This window comes from Nostoc sp. (genome assembly GCF_036916985.1).
GTDB lineage: Bacteria > Cyanobacteriota > Cyanobacteriia > Cyanobacteriales > Nostocaceae > Nostoc.
This window is the reverse complement of sequence record NZ_JBALFD010000097.1, coordinates 62,158-79,142: the sequence shown is the minus strand read 5'-3', so window position 1 is coordinate 79,142 and position 16,985 is coordinate 62,158. Positions and strand designations below refer to the sequence as shown.

Here is a 16,985-nt window from a genome sequence, read left to right as displayed (position 1 = left end):
TAATCCTAGTACAGTATGACGTAAATAGACCAAGCATATTTCTATGGGGAAGCAAGCTACAAAATTAGTCAAAAGCTTAGTTGAAAAGCTTTTTGCATTTTGAGTTAAGTTGGAGTGGCCGTTTGGGAATAAGTCTGATGGTAACTTCGAGGGATCAAATGAATAGGGGATGATTTTGAATTACCCATAGTCTACTAGATAGTTGATCTAAGTCCCGATCCAATAGATCAAATTTATTACAATTTCACACCGAAAATTAGGCGGGCGGTTCTATTTTTGGCATACGAGAAAATATTTGTTGAGGACAACTGGTAATGAATAAAGTGACTATTAGAGTTCCTTTTGTAGATTTGAAATTACAACATGAACCAATTCAAACGCAATTGCAAGATGCAATCCAATCTGTATTGGAACGGGGAGATTTTATTTTAGGGCAAGCACTCTCAGATTTTGAAGCAGCATTTGCGGTAGCGTCTGGGGCAGCTTACGGGGTTGGTGTTGCATCAGGAACAGATGCGATCGCTCTGGGATTACAAGCCTGTAATATCGGTGCTGGCGATGAAGTAATTTTACCAGCAAACACTTTTGTCGCAACCTTAATCGGGGTGCTACGCACTGGTGCCAAGCCCATTTTGGTAGATTGCGATCGCCAAACAGCTTTAATTGATTTAGAATCCGCAGCAAAAGCAATTACACCTCAGACTAAAGCAATTATCCCTGTGCATCTCTATGGGCAGATGGTATCACCAGATGATTTAATTAATTTTGCCGATACCTACAAACTACTAATTTTTGAAGATGCCGCTCAAGCACATCTCGCCCAAAGAGACGGATATCATGCTGGTTCAGTAGGAATAGCAGCAGCTTTTAGTTTCTATCCCAGCAAAAATTTGGGAGCATTTGGAGATGGAGGAATGCTGCTGACACGGGATTCAGAAGTAGCCCAGAAGATGGTGCGCTTGCGAAATTATGGTGCATCACAAAAGTATTTTCATACTGAACCAGGTACAAATAGCCGCTTGGATACTTTGCAAGCAGCGATTTTGCACAAAAAATTACCATATTTACCACAGTGGAATCGCGATCGCTTGACTATTGCCCAGCAGTATGATTCAGAACTAGCACCTTTAGCCACTGCTGGGATTATTCCTATAGAAAACCAAAGTGATACAGGACATGTGTATCATCTGTATGTGATTAAAGTTGATGATTCTTGCCCAATAGAACGCCAGCAGCTCCAGGAAAAACTCACAGCAGCAGGGATTCAAACTGGCATTCATTACCCAATTCCTTGTCATCTCCAGCCAGCATTTAGCAACTTAGGCTATCAGCCGGGAGATTTTCCCCAAGCAGAGAAGTTATCACAACAAATATTATCATTACCGATGTATCCTGGTTTGAGCAGTAGCCAAGTTAAAGAAGTTGTAGCTGCGATCGCGAATGCAGTCTCAGCAAGTTATAAGACAGACAACATATCTCCTGCTGATTGGTTAGGACTCGATAATTCCGCCTTAGAAGTCCCAACAATTCAAAAAGCAGACAACATATCTCCTGCTGATCTTAACAGCGTGGTAGTTTGAAGTTGATTCAATGCAAAACAGGAAGTAGGGAATTGAGCATGGGGCACTGGGAAAGAGGAGGCAGAAGTTCTTTAATGTTGTTAGTGCAGCGTAAAGCCTTCTCTTTCAGAGACGCAAGCAGGTACGATCGCGTTGGACGAGGTTTCAATCCTCGTCCAACGCAACAACCTCCTACACCCCTAATGAAGGGGATCTTGCTACACGCAGCGTCTCGTAGAGAGTGTCCTGCTTGAATTTTGAATTGATTTCTCCCTCATCTTCCCCATTCCCCACCTGAAATACTGAAAGTTTTTGAATTACTTAAAATCATGGCACTCCGGCAACAGGTTAAAAACATAAACGCATCAGGCTTGTTAAATCTAGCTATTTTAGGCGTTTTGCTGCTGCTTTATGCTCCGATATTGCTACATTGGTTGGATGGTTGGCTACACAAAAATATTAGTACAGAACACGAATATTTTAGCCACGGGATTATTGGTCTACCATTTGCGGCTTATCTGGGCTGGATAAACCGGAAAAAATGGAGACGTTTACCAGATACCATCCATCCTTTGGGCGCTGTTTTCTTGTTATTAGGAGCAGTTTTTTATCTTAGCGGTGTTACAGAGTGGGTTAACCTTTCCTTGCCAGTTATATTAGTAGGATTATGCTTGTGGTTTAAGGGAATATCAGGTTTAGGACTGCAAGGATTTCCCCTGCTACTAGTATTTTTGGCAACCCCAACAGCATTACCCTATCTCATTGCGCCCTATACCTTGCCTCTCCAGAGCTTTATCGCTGGTGCGGCAGGTTTCATACTAAATCAATTTGGTATGGAAGTAACTGTAGATGAGATCAATCTCTATGTGGGAGGACGGATTGTAGAAGTTGCCCCCTATTGTGCAGGGTTGAAAATGTTATTTACTACTCTCTACGTCGGCTTGATGCTCCTTTATTGGACAGATGCTTTGTCTTCACGCCCCACAACTATATCGTTTTTATCCATTGCTGCGATCGTTAGTACTAGTGCCAATATCATTCGTAATACTTTACTGACTTTCTTTCACGGCACAGGACAAGAAGCGGCCTTTAGATGGCTGCATGAGGGTTGGGGTGGCGATCTCTACTCTGCTTGTATGTTGGTGTCATTAGTACCCTTACTGAATTGGATTAATAACTATTTCTCAACATCTCCAGAAACTCAGCAAGAAGCAGAAAGTTGAACTGGGGATTGGGGATTGAAGAAGACGCAGGGGAGCAGGGAGCAGGGAGCAAGGGTGATAGTTCAGATAGAGATTCGACCCATTCCTGTTCGAGAACCACTTAACTCTTATTGGGGGACGTAAGAACATGTTCTGCTCCGCTCCACGGCAGGAGTCAGGGGGCATTTCCCCCGCTCCCTGCCCCCTTCCTTAATTTTTCATTACTTATACGTAAGTCCTAAATATTACTGAACTCACAATGTTATTTTATAAAGTAAAATTTTGCCTAAGTATTGCAAATTTTACTGATGACTTCCTTCTCCAAGTTTTTCAAGGAAAACCAATTGAGTCAAGTAGCAGCACTCTTGTTGTTGCTACTGCTGCTAGCAATTGCAGGGGTTCCTGGATACCTGACAGGACACTGGCAATGGAAACAGCCACCCCCTGTTACTACCCTCAGACAATTAAAACAGATCCACAAGACTGGGTTAACCCTTCCTGGTTGGCAAACCATTGAACAAGCTCAACAACAAATTGGCGAACATCAATGGTCTTTGCAGATAATTAAAAAAGAAGGCTCCCAATCCCAGGCAATTCTACTTTTGTTACCGCAAAATGGGCCTATGGATCAACCAGAGGTAGAGTGGACAGACGTTAACGGCTGGGGAAGATCGCGTTGGGGAAAATGGGATGTAGCTCAATTTCGTTCTTCTGAATTTACTGTGAAACCACCTGCCAAGTTGGCTTCTAATGTCAAAATTCAAGTAGAAGCTAGGTTCTTTCGCGCCTCCACGCCACAACAAACTTTTGCTGTCTTGCAATGGTACGCCATGCCAGACGGCGGAAATTCATCACCTTTTCACTGGTTTGTAGCGGATCAATTAGCACAGTGGCGTAAGCAACGCACTCCTTGGGTGGGCGTCAGTATTTTAATTCCAATGGAACCTTTGGGACAGGTAGAAACATCTTGGTCTTTAGCCCAGTCTATTGGGGAAACAGTGCAAACTACATTAATGGCAGGCCCTTTGTAGAGTCTGTTAAAGATGCCTTTGTGCAGAGATTCATCAAAAGTATCTTGATGAAATTACGTTCAAGCTGAAACTGTCCTAAAAGATGAAGTTGGAAATAAAATTTAGTAAAATTTTTCTCTTTTCCTTGGTAAATACTTGCAGACAAAAGAGACATCTAAGACATTTTTAGAGTAAAATGACGACTCGGCGCGACTAATTTCTATATCAGTATTTTCTACAACGATGTTCATAGATCCCAGTTCTTATATGCGTGGATTCAGCGCCCTGTGTTTTGTCAGTCTTCAAGTAGGAGTTTTCTTAACAACACCTATCCAACTGGTTGTTGCCCAGCCTTTTCCACCTCAAGGACAATCACCAGGGCAACCTCCCTCGCCGGTGCCTGGTACTGAGGTTGTACCCCCAAGTGCAAATGACGAAATTTCCCCACAACTCAGCCGCTACCTCTTGGGGCCAGGAGATGGAGTTGGCGTTGTGCTTCAGCGTCCCCCTGGCCCATACCGCTTAGGTATAGGTGATGGAATTAGCGTTTCGGTTCAGCGCTTTCCAGATTTGAGCTTTCAAGCTTTAATCAACCCAGAAGGTAATATTGTAGTGCCGTTACTGGGAACAGTTTTCTTACAAGGTTTAACTTTGCAGGAAGCTCAAGAAAAAATTCGCTTGGGTTTAAATCGTTATGTGGTTGATCCAGTGATAGTTTTGGCCTTAGCAACGCAGCGTCAAGACTTAAATTTTCAAGCTGTAATTAGTCCAGAAGGTAATATTATAGTGCCGCAAGTAGGAACGGTGTCATTACAAGGTTTAACCTTGGAAGAAGCTCAAGAAAAAATTCGCTTGGGTTTGAGTCGCTTTTTCCCAGATCCAATTGTAGTAGTATCTTTGCTAGGGACGCGACCAGTTCAAGTGACCATTAGCGGGGAAATATTTCGACCAGGAATTTATCCGATTAATTCACCAACACCCCGCGTTGCTGATGCTTTGCTAATATCTGGTGGTTCAACCTTGAATGCAGACCTACGACAAGTGCAAGTACGCCGCAAGTTAATGGATGGTTCTGTGATTTCACAAACTATTGATTTATATGCAGCACTGCAAAATGGCGGTTCAATTCCGAATTTACGCTTACAAGACGGAGATGCCATACTCGTACCCCGTCGTGAAGTTGGTAATGATGACGGTTATGACCGCAATTTAGTAGCACGTTCATCCTTGGCTGTGCCACAGATTAGAGTCCGGGTTTTAAACTACGCTGCGGGAGGTATTTCTACTCAAGCGCTGCCTAATGGTAGTACATTTGTAGATGCTTTGGGAGGAGTAAATCTTGACACCGCTAACCTCCGCGATATCGCTTTGGTTCGCTTTGATCCTGAACAAGGTAAGGCTGTTACCCAAAAACTTGATGCTAAAAAAGCTCTAGGCGGTGATGCTTCTCAAAATGTGGCACTTCAAGATAATGATGTTATTGTTGTTGGTCGGAACCTCATTGGTAGAATCACTAATTTACTGACTACCATTACTCAACCTTTCTTCAATGTTCAATCCTTTCTCCGATTTTTTGACAACTTCGGCGGTGGTGGGTCAAATTAGGGAGTATAAAAGAAGGATACAAGCTGGACATAGTTTCAAGTGGAGAAAGTCACATCTTCAACTTGTCTTTGAATTCGCTAATGGAAAAATATTAAAGATATCAACCAAGATATAGAGTAGGCAAGATATAGAGTAGGAAGTTGATAGCATCCTTGGATCAAAGCCACTATCTTTAGTTTGGTGCTTCCTAATTTTTAATTTTTAATTTTTAATTTTTAATTGGAGTGAAGCGACCATGACCCCACCAATTGTTAAGCGCTATCTTATTGCTTTTGATAAGTACAAGTGGATTGGATTAGCTAGTTTTGCTTTAGTTGTCGCTGGGTCAACTGTGGTCGCTATGCAACCAGACCCACCTGCTAGCTATATAGCATCTGCCGCACTTACCTATAGTGGTCCACCAGTTTCTTTCTCTGCAACTGGTACTGAGATCCAACAGCAAGGAAAGGAATTGAGTCAGGAAGTTTTACTCTCAAACCAGATAGTTGCAGCAGTGGCAGAAAAAGTCGGTGTCAAACCGGCAAAGCTCGGTGCCAGTATCGTACTTTCTCTTCCTAAAAAAAACATCAGGAGTGGAGAATTGGAATCTAGTATTTTGGAATTGAAATATGTAGATACTGATCCCAAACGAGGTATACAGGTTTTGGCAGAATTGATGCAAGCAATGATCAAGTTGAGCAGTGATATCAATACTGGGCGATTACAAGCAATTATTGAAAAAATTAACGATCGCACACCACCAACTAAGCGGGAATTGCAAATTGCTGAGAAGAAGTTAGAACAGTACGATCGCATAGAGCGAACAGCAATATTAGCAGCAGAGAATGGTAGTTTGTTAAGCGCTATCACTGCCAGCCAAAATCTCCAACGGCAAATTCAATTAACTATTTCTGGGGTTGATGGTCAAGTTCGCAGTTTACAAAATAAATTAGGCTTAACAGTCGGACAGGCGTATATTTCTTCTGCTTTGAGTGCCGATCCAATTATTGGTAATTTGCGAGCGCAAATTTATCAAAGTGAGTCGCAAATTGCCATACTCAGAAAAGATTTGCGACCAGAACACCCAACGATGATTCAGTTGATGCGTCAGAAACAAGCTGCTGAGGAATTGCTGCAACAACGTGCGGCTGAGGTGTTAGGTGGTGGTGGGACGGCAGCTCCGCTTCAGGGTAGTGTTGCAGGTATTCGCACCCAAAGTAGCTTAGATCCAGCCCGCCAGCAATTGGCAAACCAAATGGTGTCTTTGCAAACCCAACGGGAGACGCTGCAACAACAACTATCTCAAGAAATCAGCCAAGAAGCGCGACTACGACAAGAGTATTCTCTGATACCCAATAAGCAATTAGAGCGATCGCGTTTAGAACAGGAAGTTGCACTTAAAAAAGCTATCTACGATCAAATGCAGGTGAAGCTAACCGATGCTAAAACCGCAGAGGCAGAAACTACTAGTAGTCTCAGCATTGCCAGACGCCCTACAGTCACGGTCGATGTCAAACCTCCGAAGAGTGTACCTATTACCCTTGCTGTGGGTGGTTTCTTAGGCGTGGTGATTGGTGGCGGAGTAATATTTTTGTTGGGAGCATTGGAAGGAACTTTCAAAACCAGAGAGGATATCCGCCAGAGCCTCAAGCAACGGGAAGTGGCAGTGTTGGGAGAGTTGCCTTTAATGCCAGTTGATGATTTGGATCAAGACGCTGTGCCAGTGGTGCTTTCCGCCGACTCTCCTTATTTAGAATTTTATGAAAAATTCCGTAGTAATCTGCGCCGAATTGGTGGTAAAACCTTAAAGGTAGTATTGATTACTAGCACCAGTAGCCTAGAGGGAAAAACGGCAAGTGCTTATAACTTGGGTGTTGCTTCAGCCCGTGCTGGTAAAAGAACCTTAGTTATCGAAACAGATTTGCGATCGCCTTCCCGTAGTGCATCCCTGAAAGTAATTCCTGACCCTGAAGCTGGTATTGAACCTCTGCGTTATTACGCTAATTTGAGTGAATGTATCCGTTTAGTTCCTGATGTAGAAAATTTATACATTCTTCCCAGTCCTGGGCCAGTGCGGCAATCTGCTGCGATTCTTGAATCAAGCGAAATGCGGCGGTTGATGGAAGATGTTCGCGAACGTTTTGATCTAGTTATTTTAGATACTAGTCCTCTCAGTATATCAAATGATCCTTTGTTAATCCAACCCTACAGCGATGGGATCGTACTAGTGACACGACCACACTATACACAAGAGAATATGCTAGGTGAAGCTATCGATCAATTGGTTGAATCTGAACTAGGATTATTGGGAGCAATTATCAATGGTGCTGATATCATCGTTTCTGTACCTGAAGAAGTTGTAAAATCATCAACATTTACATCTGAGGTAGAAGAAGAATCTGAAGAAGTTTCGGTGAGTGCCAACAAAAACTAATAGTTGCCAAATGTAGAAACCTTAACGCAGAGAATACGCAGAGAATTGAGAAGTAGCAATTGTTTCGCTACGAATTTTCGGAAATGCTGTATTTAGTCGCGCCGAAACAAGCCAAATAGGGGAGCGAGAATTATCCCAAAAGCAAAACCACCAATGTGCGCCCAATAAGCAACTCCACCAGTTTCCACAGTCATGTTAGCGGCTGTTTGCAGGGCAGCAAGACCGGATATGACATTTTGCACAATAAAAAGTCCAATTATTATTAGTGCTGGTATCCTAATTGTGGTGATGAAAAACCCCAAAAATATTAAGGTAACAACTTTAGTGTGGGGAAAGCGGATAATATACGCACCTAAAACTCCAGAAATTGCACCACTTGCCCCCAAGGAAGGAATCTGAGAATTCATGCCAATAAACCATTGGCACAAGGCAGCTAAAGCACCACACGCCAAATAAAAAATCAGATATTTGGCATGACCTAAACGATCTTCAATATTGTTGCCAAAAACCCAGAGAAACACCATATTTGAGATTAAGTGCCACCAACCACCGTGTAAGAATTGCGACGTAAATAATGTTATCCACTCTCCATTAAAATTGGTGCTTAAGTGTTGAGGCACTACCGCATACTGATTTAAAAACTGACTCAATTGTGCATTTGACAGGCTCACCTCGTGAATAAAAACTAGAATATTCATGCCAATTAACCCGTAGGTGAAATACGGGGTGATTCGCGTCGGATTTTCGTCGTAGAGGGGAAACACAGGTGTTTTTCCTAAATTATTGACTAACTGCAATATAGCTTGTCACGTCGCTTTGCTCCGAATTCAAAATGACGCTCGTGATGCTCGATGACTCGCTAATGCTGCGCTAACAAAATTCAAAATTAATAATCCCTATAGGGACTTCCAAGAAATAAATTATCCAAATAAACGAACCACAGAGACGCAGAGAACACAGAGAGAAGAGAAATAGAGAGGATTTTTGCGTCAGTTTTGGGATATTTTTTTATTTGGAAGTCCCATAAATAAATTTAGGGGCTTGTGGAGTCTGTTTTGGTCAGGCTAACAGATGCGAAGTTTAGGCAATTTCACTTATTAAATCAATCAGTATAATTGAAAGCCACTACAATCCTATGAAAAATTACTTATACCAAGATTCTTCTTGGGATTTATCGCTAAATAAACCCAATAGTGGGCCAAGAATTGCCCCAAAGATAAACCCGCCTGCATGGGCCCAGTAGGCAATACCGCCACCTTCCATACCGATGTTGGTACGTGTTTCAAGGCTGGCAAGTCCGTAGAAGGCTTGTTCGAGAAACCAGAATCCTAAAAAGAAATATGCGGGGACGCGGAAAGTTGGGAAGAAAAACCCTAAAGGGACGACGCCGAGAACTTCAGCGTTGGGAAAGCGGAGAATATATGCACCAAGAATACCTGCGATCGCACCACTTGCACCCAAAGATGGAATGCTAGAATCTTGAGCGAAGAACCACTGGGTCAATGATGCCAAAACACCGCAAGATAAATAAAACAGCAAATATTTAGCATGACCTAACTTATCTTCAACGTTGTTACCAAAAATCCAGAGAAACAACATATTGCCGCCTAAGTGCAACAATCCCCCATGCAAAAATTGGGAAGTAATCAAAGTTGCCCACTCTGGTACTGGTTGATGTAAAGAGATACCACCAAAGCTTAAAGTCAGTTCTCGTGGAACTACAGCCGCCAGGTGTAAAAATCCATTTAATGCTTGTGGGGGAAGACTTGCTTCATAAAGAAAAGCGAGGACATTGGCAGCAATCAGCCCATAAGTTACATAAGGCGTGATTTTTGTCGGATTATTATCGCTAATTGGAACCACGAGCGTTTTTTCCTGATTTTAAGACAGCAATTCTACAATACGGAATTTTGTAAGTAGTTTCTTCTACCTCATGGATGGATCTCAGTTTTATATTTAAGAATTTATTGTAAGACTTCCCTCTGAAACAGTAGATTTCATGGGATAAATTTCCAGTTAGAGAAAAAAGCAGCTTGACCACAGTGCTGATTTTGTTGATCTAAGATGTTCCATAGGATGGTATCTTGTATGTAAAAGCGTTTACCAGTGCTAGAAGTGCGGATACCAGAATAATTATTGATAAAGCCTTTAGTTGCTGCTTCTGATAATAGGCGATCGCGTTCTTCCTGCACAACCTCTTCAGCCGATTTGCGGGAAGGCATTCTGGTAAACTCTTCCCAAGAAAGTTCCCATAGTTCCAACGCTTTGCGATTACCATAGTTGAAAATTGGATCTGACTCAGTGCCGTGAGAAACTAAGACAAAAGGTGCTTCAAATAACGCCTTTGCTGTTTCAAATTCAGAAGCATTGGCATCTAGCAAACAATTTCCTGTCCAATGCTGAAAACTATTTATTAGATATTGACTGTGGAGAATAATAGCCTCTTGCTGCCAAGGAAACTCAATTACACTGGTCATAGAAAAGTAGAAATATAACGTCAAGAATTTAGTATGACAAAACTTGACTCATTTTAGGGGTTGACGAGTTCTCCCCAAGCCTGAAAATATTCTATTTAAGGCATATTAGCTAGCAAACCTATGTTTTTTTCAAATTCTCTGGAAAATCAACTCCAGCACTGGAACGAAACCATTCGCAATCAGCCGAAAAATCCTAATGCTTACGTTCGTCGAGGTATGGTTAACTTTCAACTGGCCAAAATTGATGAATCTATTCAAGATTTTGATATGGCGGAGCAATTGGATGACCGTATCAAACCTTACCTCTGGCAACGGGGATTATCGTACTATTATGCAGAAAGATTTGCTGAGGGCGCTAAACAATTTGAAATAGATTTGACAGTGAATGCTCAAGATGTAGAAGAAACAGTATGGCGATATCTCTGCATAGCTCGTTCGTTAGGTGTTGAAGAGGCACGTAATTCTTTACTAACTGTGAAAAATGATCCTCGACGTATTATGCAGCGCGTATATGATTTGTATGCAGGAAATTGTACACCAGATGATGTTTTAACTGTTGGTGAATCAGAAGGGATAAAGGGAAATTTTTACAGTCATCTTTACTTGGGATTATATTACGAAGCCCACAATAATCTTGATTTGGCTCAGAATTATATAGTGAAAGCTGCTGATAATTACAAAATTGATGATTATATGTGGTATTTAGCGCAGGTACATAGGAAGTTACAAAGGTGGATATAGTCGAGTGTTAATCTTCTAGAGGCGGCGATGTAACCTGCGATCGCTTCTTTTATATTGGAAAGGGTTTCGTGTTTAGTCTTACCCTGGCTAAGACAACCTTTTAGGCTAGGGCACTCTACAATCCAGTAGCCATCTTCATCTCGATACACGATTACCTGTCTCATATTCCACTGGATAACAAAAAATGTGTATAACTGTTCCTGATCTTAGCAAGTAAGCCTCCTAAGATAACCGCTTGTATCTCTGTTATTTCATTTGGTTTCAGTACTAAACCAGCGATTGACTAGGCGATCGCCTATCCTGTAACCGAGACTTCTAGTAGTCCAGCAAGTAATAAATTAGACTTTACAAACATCCTCCGAACTAATCTTATTTTTAATCTGGAACTGTTACTTCGATAGGTTTTTCGGGAATTATACAAATATTAGCTCTTGAAATTTCTCAGTCAACTGAGGAGGAGGGAGATAGAGGAAACTGGAGAGATAAAGAAGGTGAGACAGATACGCGATCGCATATTTCACTAGAGCAGATAAGTAACGCACTTTAAGCAAAACATCGCAAATTACATCATGCAAAATCTCACGAATTTTCCCAGTTTAATCGACCGATGGCTTCGCTATAAGTTTCAAACAATCCTAGTTTTATGTTTTTTACTTTGGACACTGCTTCTAGTCATAGAAACTTTGCAGATTCAACATTCTTGCCATCCCATGATTCACTGGTCTGGTACACTCCCGGCAGAGTGCCAACCTAAACTGCTGCAATTTAATTCTAGTTCATCTAAAAAACCTGAAACTCGGCGCGATCGCTCTCAAGAACAAAAACAAATAGCAAAGAGCGATCGTCGTACTCCATTACCTAAACCCTCGCCTACTCCTCAACGTCAAACACCTGGCATATCTCCACTACCTCAATCGCCAGACAGAGAAGATGTTCTCAAGATAGTAAAAGAGCATCCAGACATCACAGGCGGTGTTATTGGAATTGGAGTTGCAAGTCTTTTGGCTATTATGGGCGGTGTTCCCCTAGCTGCCGCCGTCGGAATTGGTGCAGTAGTATGGCTTGCAATTCAGACAGTGCTTTAGCAACACTATCTTAATTTCCAACTTTGTCGAATATTTCACGAAATAAAGGAGTAATCAACCAAAATGCAACCTTCTAACAACCCTCAACAATCTCCCGACCTTGTGCAATCCTCCTCCAACAACCCGCAAGTCGTTCCCAGTTCAGATGGACAAATACAATCTCATCCCAATCCTATAGAAACTCCAGCCGTTTCCTTAAAAATTCTCGGTTCAGGATTTTCATTACACATGAATAAATGGGTTGTTTTAGGAGTTTTAGGAGTTGCAATGCTTGCCACATTCTTTCTGATCACGAAAGGAAGTGAATTTTGCTTATTCAGCACTTGTATTCCACCAGTTGATTCCACCAACTCACTTGCTCTCAACTTTTGGGGATTTGCAGGAGGAACAGCAGCACTCGTCATTTTAACCACTTTTTTCGGTGTTTCGTTAATGCCTGCTCTTGCCGCTTCCTTTGCGGTTTGGTTTCTAATGCAAATGACACTCCATTAATTCTAAATCTTATCTATATTTCTCCTCAGACAAGCTATGAACATTATCGAACTTAAGCACGTTTCCAAAGTAGTTCCCGAAGGATTCCAGCAAAAACCTATCTTACAGGATATCAATCTGATTGTGCAGCGAGGCGAATTCATCTGGTTGCGCGGGGAAAATGGGGCTGGCAAGACTACTCTACTGAATCTGATTTTAGGGTTACTCAAACCCAGTAGTGGAGAAGTTGAGCTAATGGGGCTTTCACCACAGAGTGCTAACTCAAAAATCCATGTTGGAGTAGCTTTCCAAGATGTACAGTTTCCAACAAATGTTAAGGTAAAAGAACTTATTGAATTGTTTAGAAGCTACTACCCTAATCCACTTTCAACTGAAGAAATATTGAACAAAGTTGATCTTAAAGATAAAGAAAACGATTGGGCAATTAAATTAAATGGTGGGCATAAACAGCGGCTTAATTTTGCCCTTGCTCTAGCAGGCAATACCGAGCTACTCGTCCTTGATGAACCAACTAAAGAGCTAGATCCAAAGGGACGTGAAAAATTTTGGCAGGAAATCAAACTCTGCCGTCAACGAGGAGTCACTATTATAATGGTGACAAATGAGCAATCCGACTGGGACAAATTAAATACTTTAGCAACTCGCTTTGTTACTGTCCATAAAATTACTGAAAGTCCCCCTGAAGGACAGCTAACTGAGGAGCTAATAAATTTAGAAGATAAAGCTTTATTAGATCAGCCTGAAAATACTATACAGACAGAGAATTTACCTGAAACTTCTTCTCAGAACATCCCACGCATTTTTGAACAACAGTTCTGGTTTGAAATTCTTCAACTACTTCGCACTCCAGTCTTTTTAATTGCAACACTCGCACTGGTGGGATTCGTCCCGTTGTTAAAATTGCAAGGATTGAAAGGAGAAGGGGCAACAGAAACAGTCGTTTACCTTTCTGGTATCATACTTTTCACGATTGTCATCGACCGACTGGGTAAACGAATTGCAGTTGAACGAGCGGAAAAATGGCTGAAGCTTTTGAGAGCCACACCTTTACCACCAGCATTATATATGGCGGCTAAGATTGCCACCTCGCTTCTGATTTGTACTGTGAGCCTTTTATTAATCTTCGGATTAGGAAGCTGGCAACTTGAGATGAGAATGGATTTGACTCAAGGGTTAGCTCTGTTATCAAGCCTAATCTTAGGAATTATACCTTTTGCGATTCTCGGTCTGGCATTGGGATATTTGCTAGACCCCAAAAGTGCTGATTCTATTCTTAGCCTATCGCTAATTGTTATTCCTGTTGCTTGCGGTTCAATTCCACTTCCAGTACCGCAAATCGTCCAAGATTTTATTGCGTTCTCGCCGTTCTACCACTTTCGGCAATTAATTCTATCGGCGGTTAACTTGAACCACGATAACCAGCTATTTCTACATTTACTTTGGCTACTTTGGGCTTGTGGTGCTTTTGGTTTATTGGCGGCTTGGTCTTATCAGCGCGACACCGTTTAGTAGCTTCAACAGGATTGCATGTAGACTCTTATTTGCTACGCATCTGTTACTTCGGTTTCAAACTGTACTTGGCGATATAAGGGACTTCCAGAAAATAAACTATTCCATTAACAAGAATGATAATCATTTTGGAATTTCAATTCCCGTCTCATAGCTAAAGTCATCTGAAGATGACTAAATATCGCCAAAAATCTCCAGTCTACTTCAGTAGACTTAAGCTATTAGCCCGAAAATTTATTTCCGGGCGGGATGGAAGCCAACAGATAAGCTATTTCCAGCTTAAGTTGACACCAATGAACGCAGTGGCTCCCCAACCTACAATTTTTTTGCAACTCTACTAAACTCCAACAACTTTTACTACTTCCCTTTTTTCTCATCCAGTGCTTTCTGAATAGCTTCTCTACAGAATTCAGGAGGGTCGTCTTGTGCCTTTACCTCCTCCTTCATTTTTTCGGTGACACGAAAATTAAGATTTTGTGTCAGCGGTTCTTCTCTATCAGACTTAAGTGGTTTTAAATTTTCTGGATTACCTTTAGGGTTAGGCATTGTTGAGAGATGTAAATATAGCTTGAACGATACGTGAACATATAGATAGAGTTTTAATCGGTGGTGTTCGCGTCCGTCAAAACAGTTCACCACCGATACCACTTTTACAAATGGGTAATTCTATTTTATGTTCACAAGGTCAGAACTCGAAATCAAAACCACTGCTGAATTGAGAGACTTATGTAGGCGTTACGGATTAAAGTCTACTGGGAATGGAGGGTACAAGACTAGTTGGATTGTCACCTTGATGGCATTTCCCCAGATAGCACTCTCTCAATTAAGGCAAGGAAGAGGGTTAAAATCACCAGGCTTCAGTGTTATTCAATTCCTCGAAGGAATCGTAGATGAGATGAACTGCCCCACTGATGAACAAGCGGCACTAATTCGGATAACTTTAGAAGGCAAGGCTATGAGCTATCCTGACCGATACGACCAAGAGAGTTTATTGAACTTGCACAAAGCTAAAATGCACCTTGAGATGGCTATCGGACTGCTAAATCAGTAAATCAATTTACGAGCCGAACGCACTTAGTCTCCGGCAACCTAAATCTGGGGACTTTTTCTATGTCCTACATAGCCAAAGGGTTTGCTGTAGGCATCGCCTGAAATGATCCTTGCCTTTTAGATGAACTCGTAGGAAAGTACTTTTTAAAACCTCGTTTCCAGCCTCCGGCTGGAAATGCTGCTCCTGGTGGCTCTGCCGCCAGTAAGAGAGGCGGAGCCTCAACGAAGAGCATTCCCAGTCGGAGACTGGGAACAAGGTAATCTAAAAGCTAGTTCTAGACTTACTTTCACATTAAGTTGACACCAATGAGCAATGCTGTGCCCTTACGACAGATGTAGTTCAAATACATGAAAATTGCTGTAATAGAGAGATTGCATTTAGTCGGTGGCTATGGTATGTTTTATACCAACAGATGCACCTTGAAAATTTAATAAGTACATATTTTTACGTATAACTTAATGGTTAGTTTCCTGAAGCCATTTTGTTAAGAAATGTAAACTGAGGGGGTCGTTCAAAAGCCCAAAGGCTGATTCTTTCGTAGACCCCCTCAGATGACTTACTGTATAAGGGTTTGAGTTACCTAGAGACTAGAGTTATTCTCAATAACTCTGCCCTTTTGACATATAAAATAGACCCCCCTCAGTTTTGCAGTTCTGTAAGCCTTATTTGGTAAGCTTTCTGTAACAGTAGGGTTTTAAATCTCTTACCCCTCACGGGGATGGAAACTGTAAAACAACAGGTAAAGATAATGAGCCGGCAATTAAAGTTTTAAATCTCTTACCCCTCACGGGGATGGAAACTTGAGCTAGCGGTTATTGCACCGCTTTCTTGACGCACAAGTTTTAAATCTCTTACCCCTCACGGGGATGGAAACTCTGAAATTCAGGATCGGTTTTCCTTTGGAATCGGTGTTTTAAATCTCTTACCCCTCACGGGGATGGAAACTTAACCCTCCTATCAATCCCACCGCCATTTGCGCGGAAAATGTTTTAAATCTCTTACCCCTCACGGGGATGGAAACGCTAGGGGTTTTTCCCTTAAGCAGGTGCTACCACCTGGTTTTAAATCTCTTACCCCTCACGGGGATGGAAACTTTCCGCCTTTCATGTCAATCGAATTAGGCATGTTAGAGTTTTAAATCTCTTACCCCTCACGGGGATGGAAACACCTGAAGTAGTTGTGCCGGGTGCAGGTGCAAAAAAGTGTTTTAAATCTCTTACCCCTCACGGGGATGGAAACTGTCGCTTCGATTTATGAGTAAAATCCGGACTCTAGTCCCGGTTTTAAATCTCTTACCCCTCACGGGGATGGAAACTATACAATATATCCTTTAAAGAAAGGATATATTGTAAAAGTTTTAAATCTCTTACCCCTCACGGGGATGGAAACCTCTTGTGCTTCGTTGGCGGCAGATTTTTGTTGGTCTGGAGTAGTTTTAAATCTCTTACCCCTCACGGGGATGGAAACAGGGGACGATCTGCTGGGAAATGACTTTTGTTTCCTTATGTTTTAAATCTCTTACCCCTCACGGGGATGGAAACCAAGTAACTGAGTAAACTTTTGGAGTTCCGAAGTAATCAGTTTTAAATCTCTTACCCCTCACGGGGATGGAAACTATAAATCCGCACGATCGCACTAGCCTTAACACAGCAGTGGATAAGCTCAGGTAAAATTTATGGCTATAGTGATGTAAGATTGATTATCTGGATGATGTGTGGTTGATATTTATAACCTAAACAAAATCTAAATTACTAAAGCTGAGAGTTGGGAAACTCCGGTGAAATTCCGGGACTGTGCCGCAGCTGTGATGGGATCGCCCAAGTCAGAATGCCAACTCTCAG

General features: G+C 41.8%; 15 protein-coding genes, 1 CRISPR repeat array and 1 riboswitch. Of the genes, 10 read left to right on the top strand and 5 right to left on the bottom strand.

The features are described from left to right. The first annotated feature begins 314 nt into the window (after positions 1-314). The 5 genes from V7L07_RS31830 (at position 315) to V7L07_RS31810 (ending at position 7,789) form a co-directional block, all read left to right on the top strand. On the top strand, positions 315-1,580 hold the full coding sequence (locus tag V7L07_RS31830; RefSeq protein WP_335063467.1) for a DegT/DnrJ/EryC1/StrS family aminotransferase: 1,266 nt from the start codon (positions 315-317) through the stop codon (positions 1,578-1,580). A 308-nt stretch (positions 1,581-1,888) separates the two neighbouring features. Next, entirely contained in the window at positions 1,889-2,782 is an 894-nt protein-coding gene (crtB, locus tag V7L07_RS31825) for a cyanoexosortase B (RefSeq protein ID WP_179067006.1), read from the top strand. Positions 2,783-3,069: 287 nt separating this feature from the next. Continuing rightward, complete coding sequence (locus tag V7L07_RS31820) at positions 3,070-3,792, top strand: cyanoexosortase B system-associated protein (protein ID WP_335063465.1); 723 nt, start codon at positions 3,070-3,072, stop codon at positions 3,790-3,792. Positions 3,793-4,014: 222 nt separating this feature from the next. After that, entirely contained in the window at positions 4,015-5,376 is a 1,362-nt protein-coding gene (locus tag V7L07_RS31815) for a polysaccharide biosynthesis/export family protein (RefSeq protein ID WP_335063463.1), read from the top strand. 235 nt (positions 5,377-5,611) lie between these two features. Beyond that, a complete protein-coding gene (locus V7L07_RS31810; RefSeq protein WP_335063461.1) occupies positions 5,612-7,789 on the top strand; it encodes a GumC family protein in 2,178 nt (725 codons plus the stop codon). A 92-nt stretch (positions 7,790-7,881) separates the two neighbouring features. Here V7L07_RS31810 and V7L07_RS31805 read toward each other — a convergent pair whose 3' ends face one another. From V7L07_RS31805 to V7L07_RS31795, 3 genes are all read right to left on the bottom strand, one after another. Continuing rightward, a complete protein-coding gene (locus tag V7L07_RS31805) occupies positions 7,882-8,553 on the bottom strand; it encodes a rhomboid family intramembrane serine protease (RefSeq protein ID WP_335063896.1) in 672 nt (223 codons plus the stop codon). Positions 8,554-8,932: 379 nt separating this feature from the next. Continuing rightward, a complete protein-coding gene (locus V7L07_RS31800; protein ID WP_335063460.1) occupies positions 8,933-9,652 on the bottom strand; it encodes a rhomboid family intramembrane serine protease in 720 nt (239 codons plus the stop codon). A gap of 134 nt (positions 9,653-9,786) precedes the next feature. Beyond that, positions 9,787-10,266 (bottom strand): MEKHLA domain-containing protein, encoded by a 480-nt coding sequence (locus V7L07_RS31795; protein ID WP_335063458.1) that lies wholly within the window; start codon positions 10,264-10,266, stop codon positions 9,787-9,789. Positions 10,267-10,386: 120 nt separating this feature from the next. On the opposite strand from V7L07_RS31795, the gene V7L07_RS31790 reads away from it, so the two are divergent. Next, positions 10,387-11,007 (top strand): tetratricopeptide repeat protein, encoded by a 621-nt coding sequence (locus tag V7L07_RS31790; RefSeq protein WP_335063456.1) that lies wholly within the window; start codon positions 10,387-10,389, stop codon positions 11,005-11,007. Here the strand turns inward: V7L07_RS31790 and V7L07_RS31785 are convergent. Further along, positions 10,956-11,171, bottom strand: a complete 216-nt coding sequence (locus V7L07_RS31785) for a type II toxin-antitoxin system HicB family antitoxin (protein ID WP_335063454.1) — start codon at positions 11,169-11,171, stop codon at positions 10,956-10,958. The genes V7L07_RS31790 and V7L07_RS31785 overlap by 52 nt on opposite strands. Before the next feature lie 405 nt (positions 11,172-11,576). Here V7L07_RS31785 and V7L07_RS31780 point away from each other — a divergent pair, with 405 nt between their 5' ends. The 3 genes from V7L07_RS31780 to V7L07_RS31770 all read left to right on the top strand — a co-directional run bounded on the left by V7L07_RS31780 (position 11,577) and on the right by V7L07_RS31770 (position 14,093). Continuing rightward, positions 11,577-12,092 carry a hypothetical protein gene (locus tag V7L07_RS31780; RefSeq protein WP_335063452.1) on the top strand — a complete coding sequence of 172 codons (516 nt, stop codon included), beginning with the start codon at positions 11,577-11,579 and terminating at the stop codon, positions 12,090-12,092. 63 nt (positions 12,093-12,155) lie between these two features. Next, a complete protein-coding gene (locus V7L07_RS31775; protein WP_335063450.1) occupies positions 12,156-12,584 on the top strand; it encodes a hypothetical protein in 429 nt (142 codons plus the stop codon). Between the two features lie 36 nt (positions 12,585-12,620). Further along, positions 12,621-14,093 carry an ABC transporter ATP-binding protein/permease gene (locus V7L07_RS31770; RefSeq protein ID WP_335063448.1) on the top strand — a complete coding sequence of 491 codons (1,473 nt, stop codon included), beginning with the start codon at positions 12,621-12,623 and terminating at the stop codon, positions 14,091-14,093. Between the two features lie 357 nt (positions 14,094-14,450). Here V7L07_RS31770 and V7L07_RS31765 read toward each other — a convergent pair whose 3' ends face one another. Continuing rightward, on the bottom strand, positions 14,451-14,639 hold the full coding sequence (locus V7L07_RS31765) for a hypothetical protein (RefSeq protein ID WP_094353117.1): 189 nt from the start codon (positions 14,637-14,639) through the stop codon (positions 14,451-14,453). A gap of 127 nt (positions 14,640-14,766) precedes the next feature. Between V7L07_RS31765 and V7L07_RS31760 the strand changes: the two genes are divergently transcribed. Beyond that, positions 14,767-15,144 carry a hypothetical protein gene (locus tag V7L07_RS31760; protein WP_335063446.1) on the top strand — a complete coding sequence of 126 codons (378 nt, stop codon included), beginning with the start codon at positions 14,767-14,769 and terminating at the stop codon, positions 15,142-15,144. Between the two features lie 691 nt (positions 15,145-15,835). Continuing rightward, a CRISPR array of direct repeats spans positions 15,836-16,759; the repeat unit is 35 nt; unit sequence GTTTTAAATCTCTTACCCCTCACGGGGATGGAAAC. Between the two features lie 142 nt (positions 16,760-16,901). Next, a riboswitch (adenosylcobalamin-variant (AdoCbl-variant) riboswitch) is annotated at positions 16,902-16,985 on the top strand.

Excerpts from the sequence above, each read along its gene's own strand:
- V7L07_RS31830 (WP_335063467.1), top strand. The coding sequence starts at position 315 with ATGAATAAAGTGACTATTAGAGTTCCTTTTGTAGATTTGAAATTACAA.
- crtB (WP_179067006.1), top strand. The coding sequence starts at position 1,889 with ATGGCACTCCGGCAACAGGTTAAAAACATAAACGCATCAGGCTTGTTA.
- V7L07_RS31820 (WP_335063465.1), top strand. The coding sequence starts at position 3,070 with ATGACTTCCTTCTCCAAGTTTTTCAAGGAAAACCAATTGAGTCAAGTA.
- V7L07_RS31815 (WP_335063463.1), top strand. The coding sequence starts at position 4,015 with ATGTTCATAGATCCCAGTTCTTATATGCGTGGATTCAGCGCCCTGTGT.
- V7L07_RS31810 (WP_335063461.1), top strand. The coding sequence starts at position 5,612 with ATGACCCCACCAATTGTTAAGCGCTATCTTATTGCTTTTGATAAGTAC.
- V7L07_RS31795 (WP_335063458.1), bottom strand. The coding sequence starts at position 10,266 with ATGACCAGTGTAATTGAGTTTCCTTGGCAGCAAGAGGCTATTATTCTC.
- V7L07_RS31790 (WP_335063456.1), top strand. The coding sequence starts at position 10,387 with ATGTTTTTTTCAAATTCTCTGGAAAATCAACTCCAGCACTGGAACGAA.
- V7L07_RS31785 (WP_335063454.1), bottom strand. The coding sequence starts at position 11,171 with ATGAGACAGGTAATCGTGTATCGAGATGAAGATGGCTACTGGATTGTA.
- V7L07_RS31780 (WP_335063452.1), top strand. The coding sequence starts at position 11,577 with ATGCAAAATCTCACGAATTTTCCCAGTTTAATCGACCGATGGCTTCGC.
- V7L07_RS31775 (WP_335063450.1), top strand. The coding sequence starts at position 12,156 with ATGCAACCTTCTAACAACCCTCAACAATCTCCCGACCTTGTGCAATCC.
- V7L07_RS31770 (WP_335063448.1), top strand. The coding sequence starts at position 12,621 with ATGAACATTATCGAACTTAAGCACGTTTCCAAAGTAGTTCCCGAAGGA.
- V7L07_RS31765 (WP_094353117.1), bottom strand. The coding sequence starts at position 14,639 with ATGCCTAACCCTAAAGGTAATCCAGAAAATTTAAAACCACTTAAGTCT.
- V7L07_RS31760 (WP_335063446.1), top strand. The coding sequence starts at position 14,767 with ATGTTCACAAGGTCAGAACTCGAAATCAAAACCACTGCTGAATTGAGA.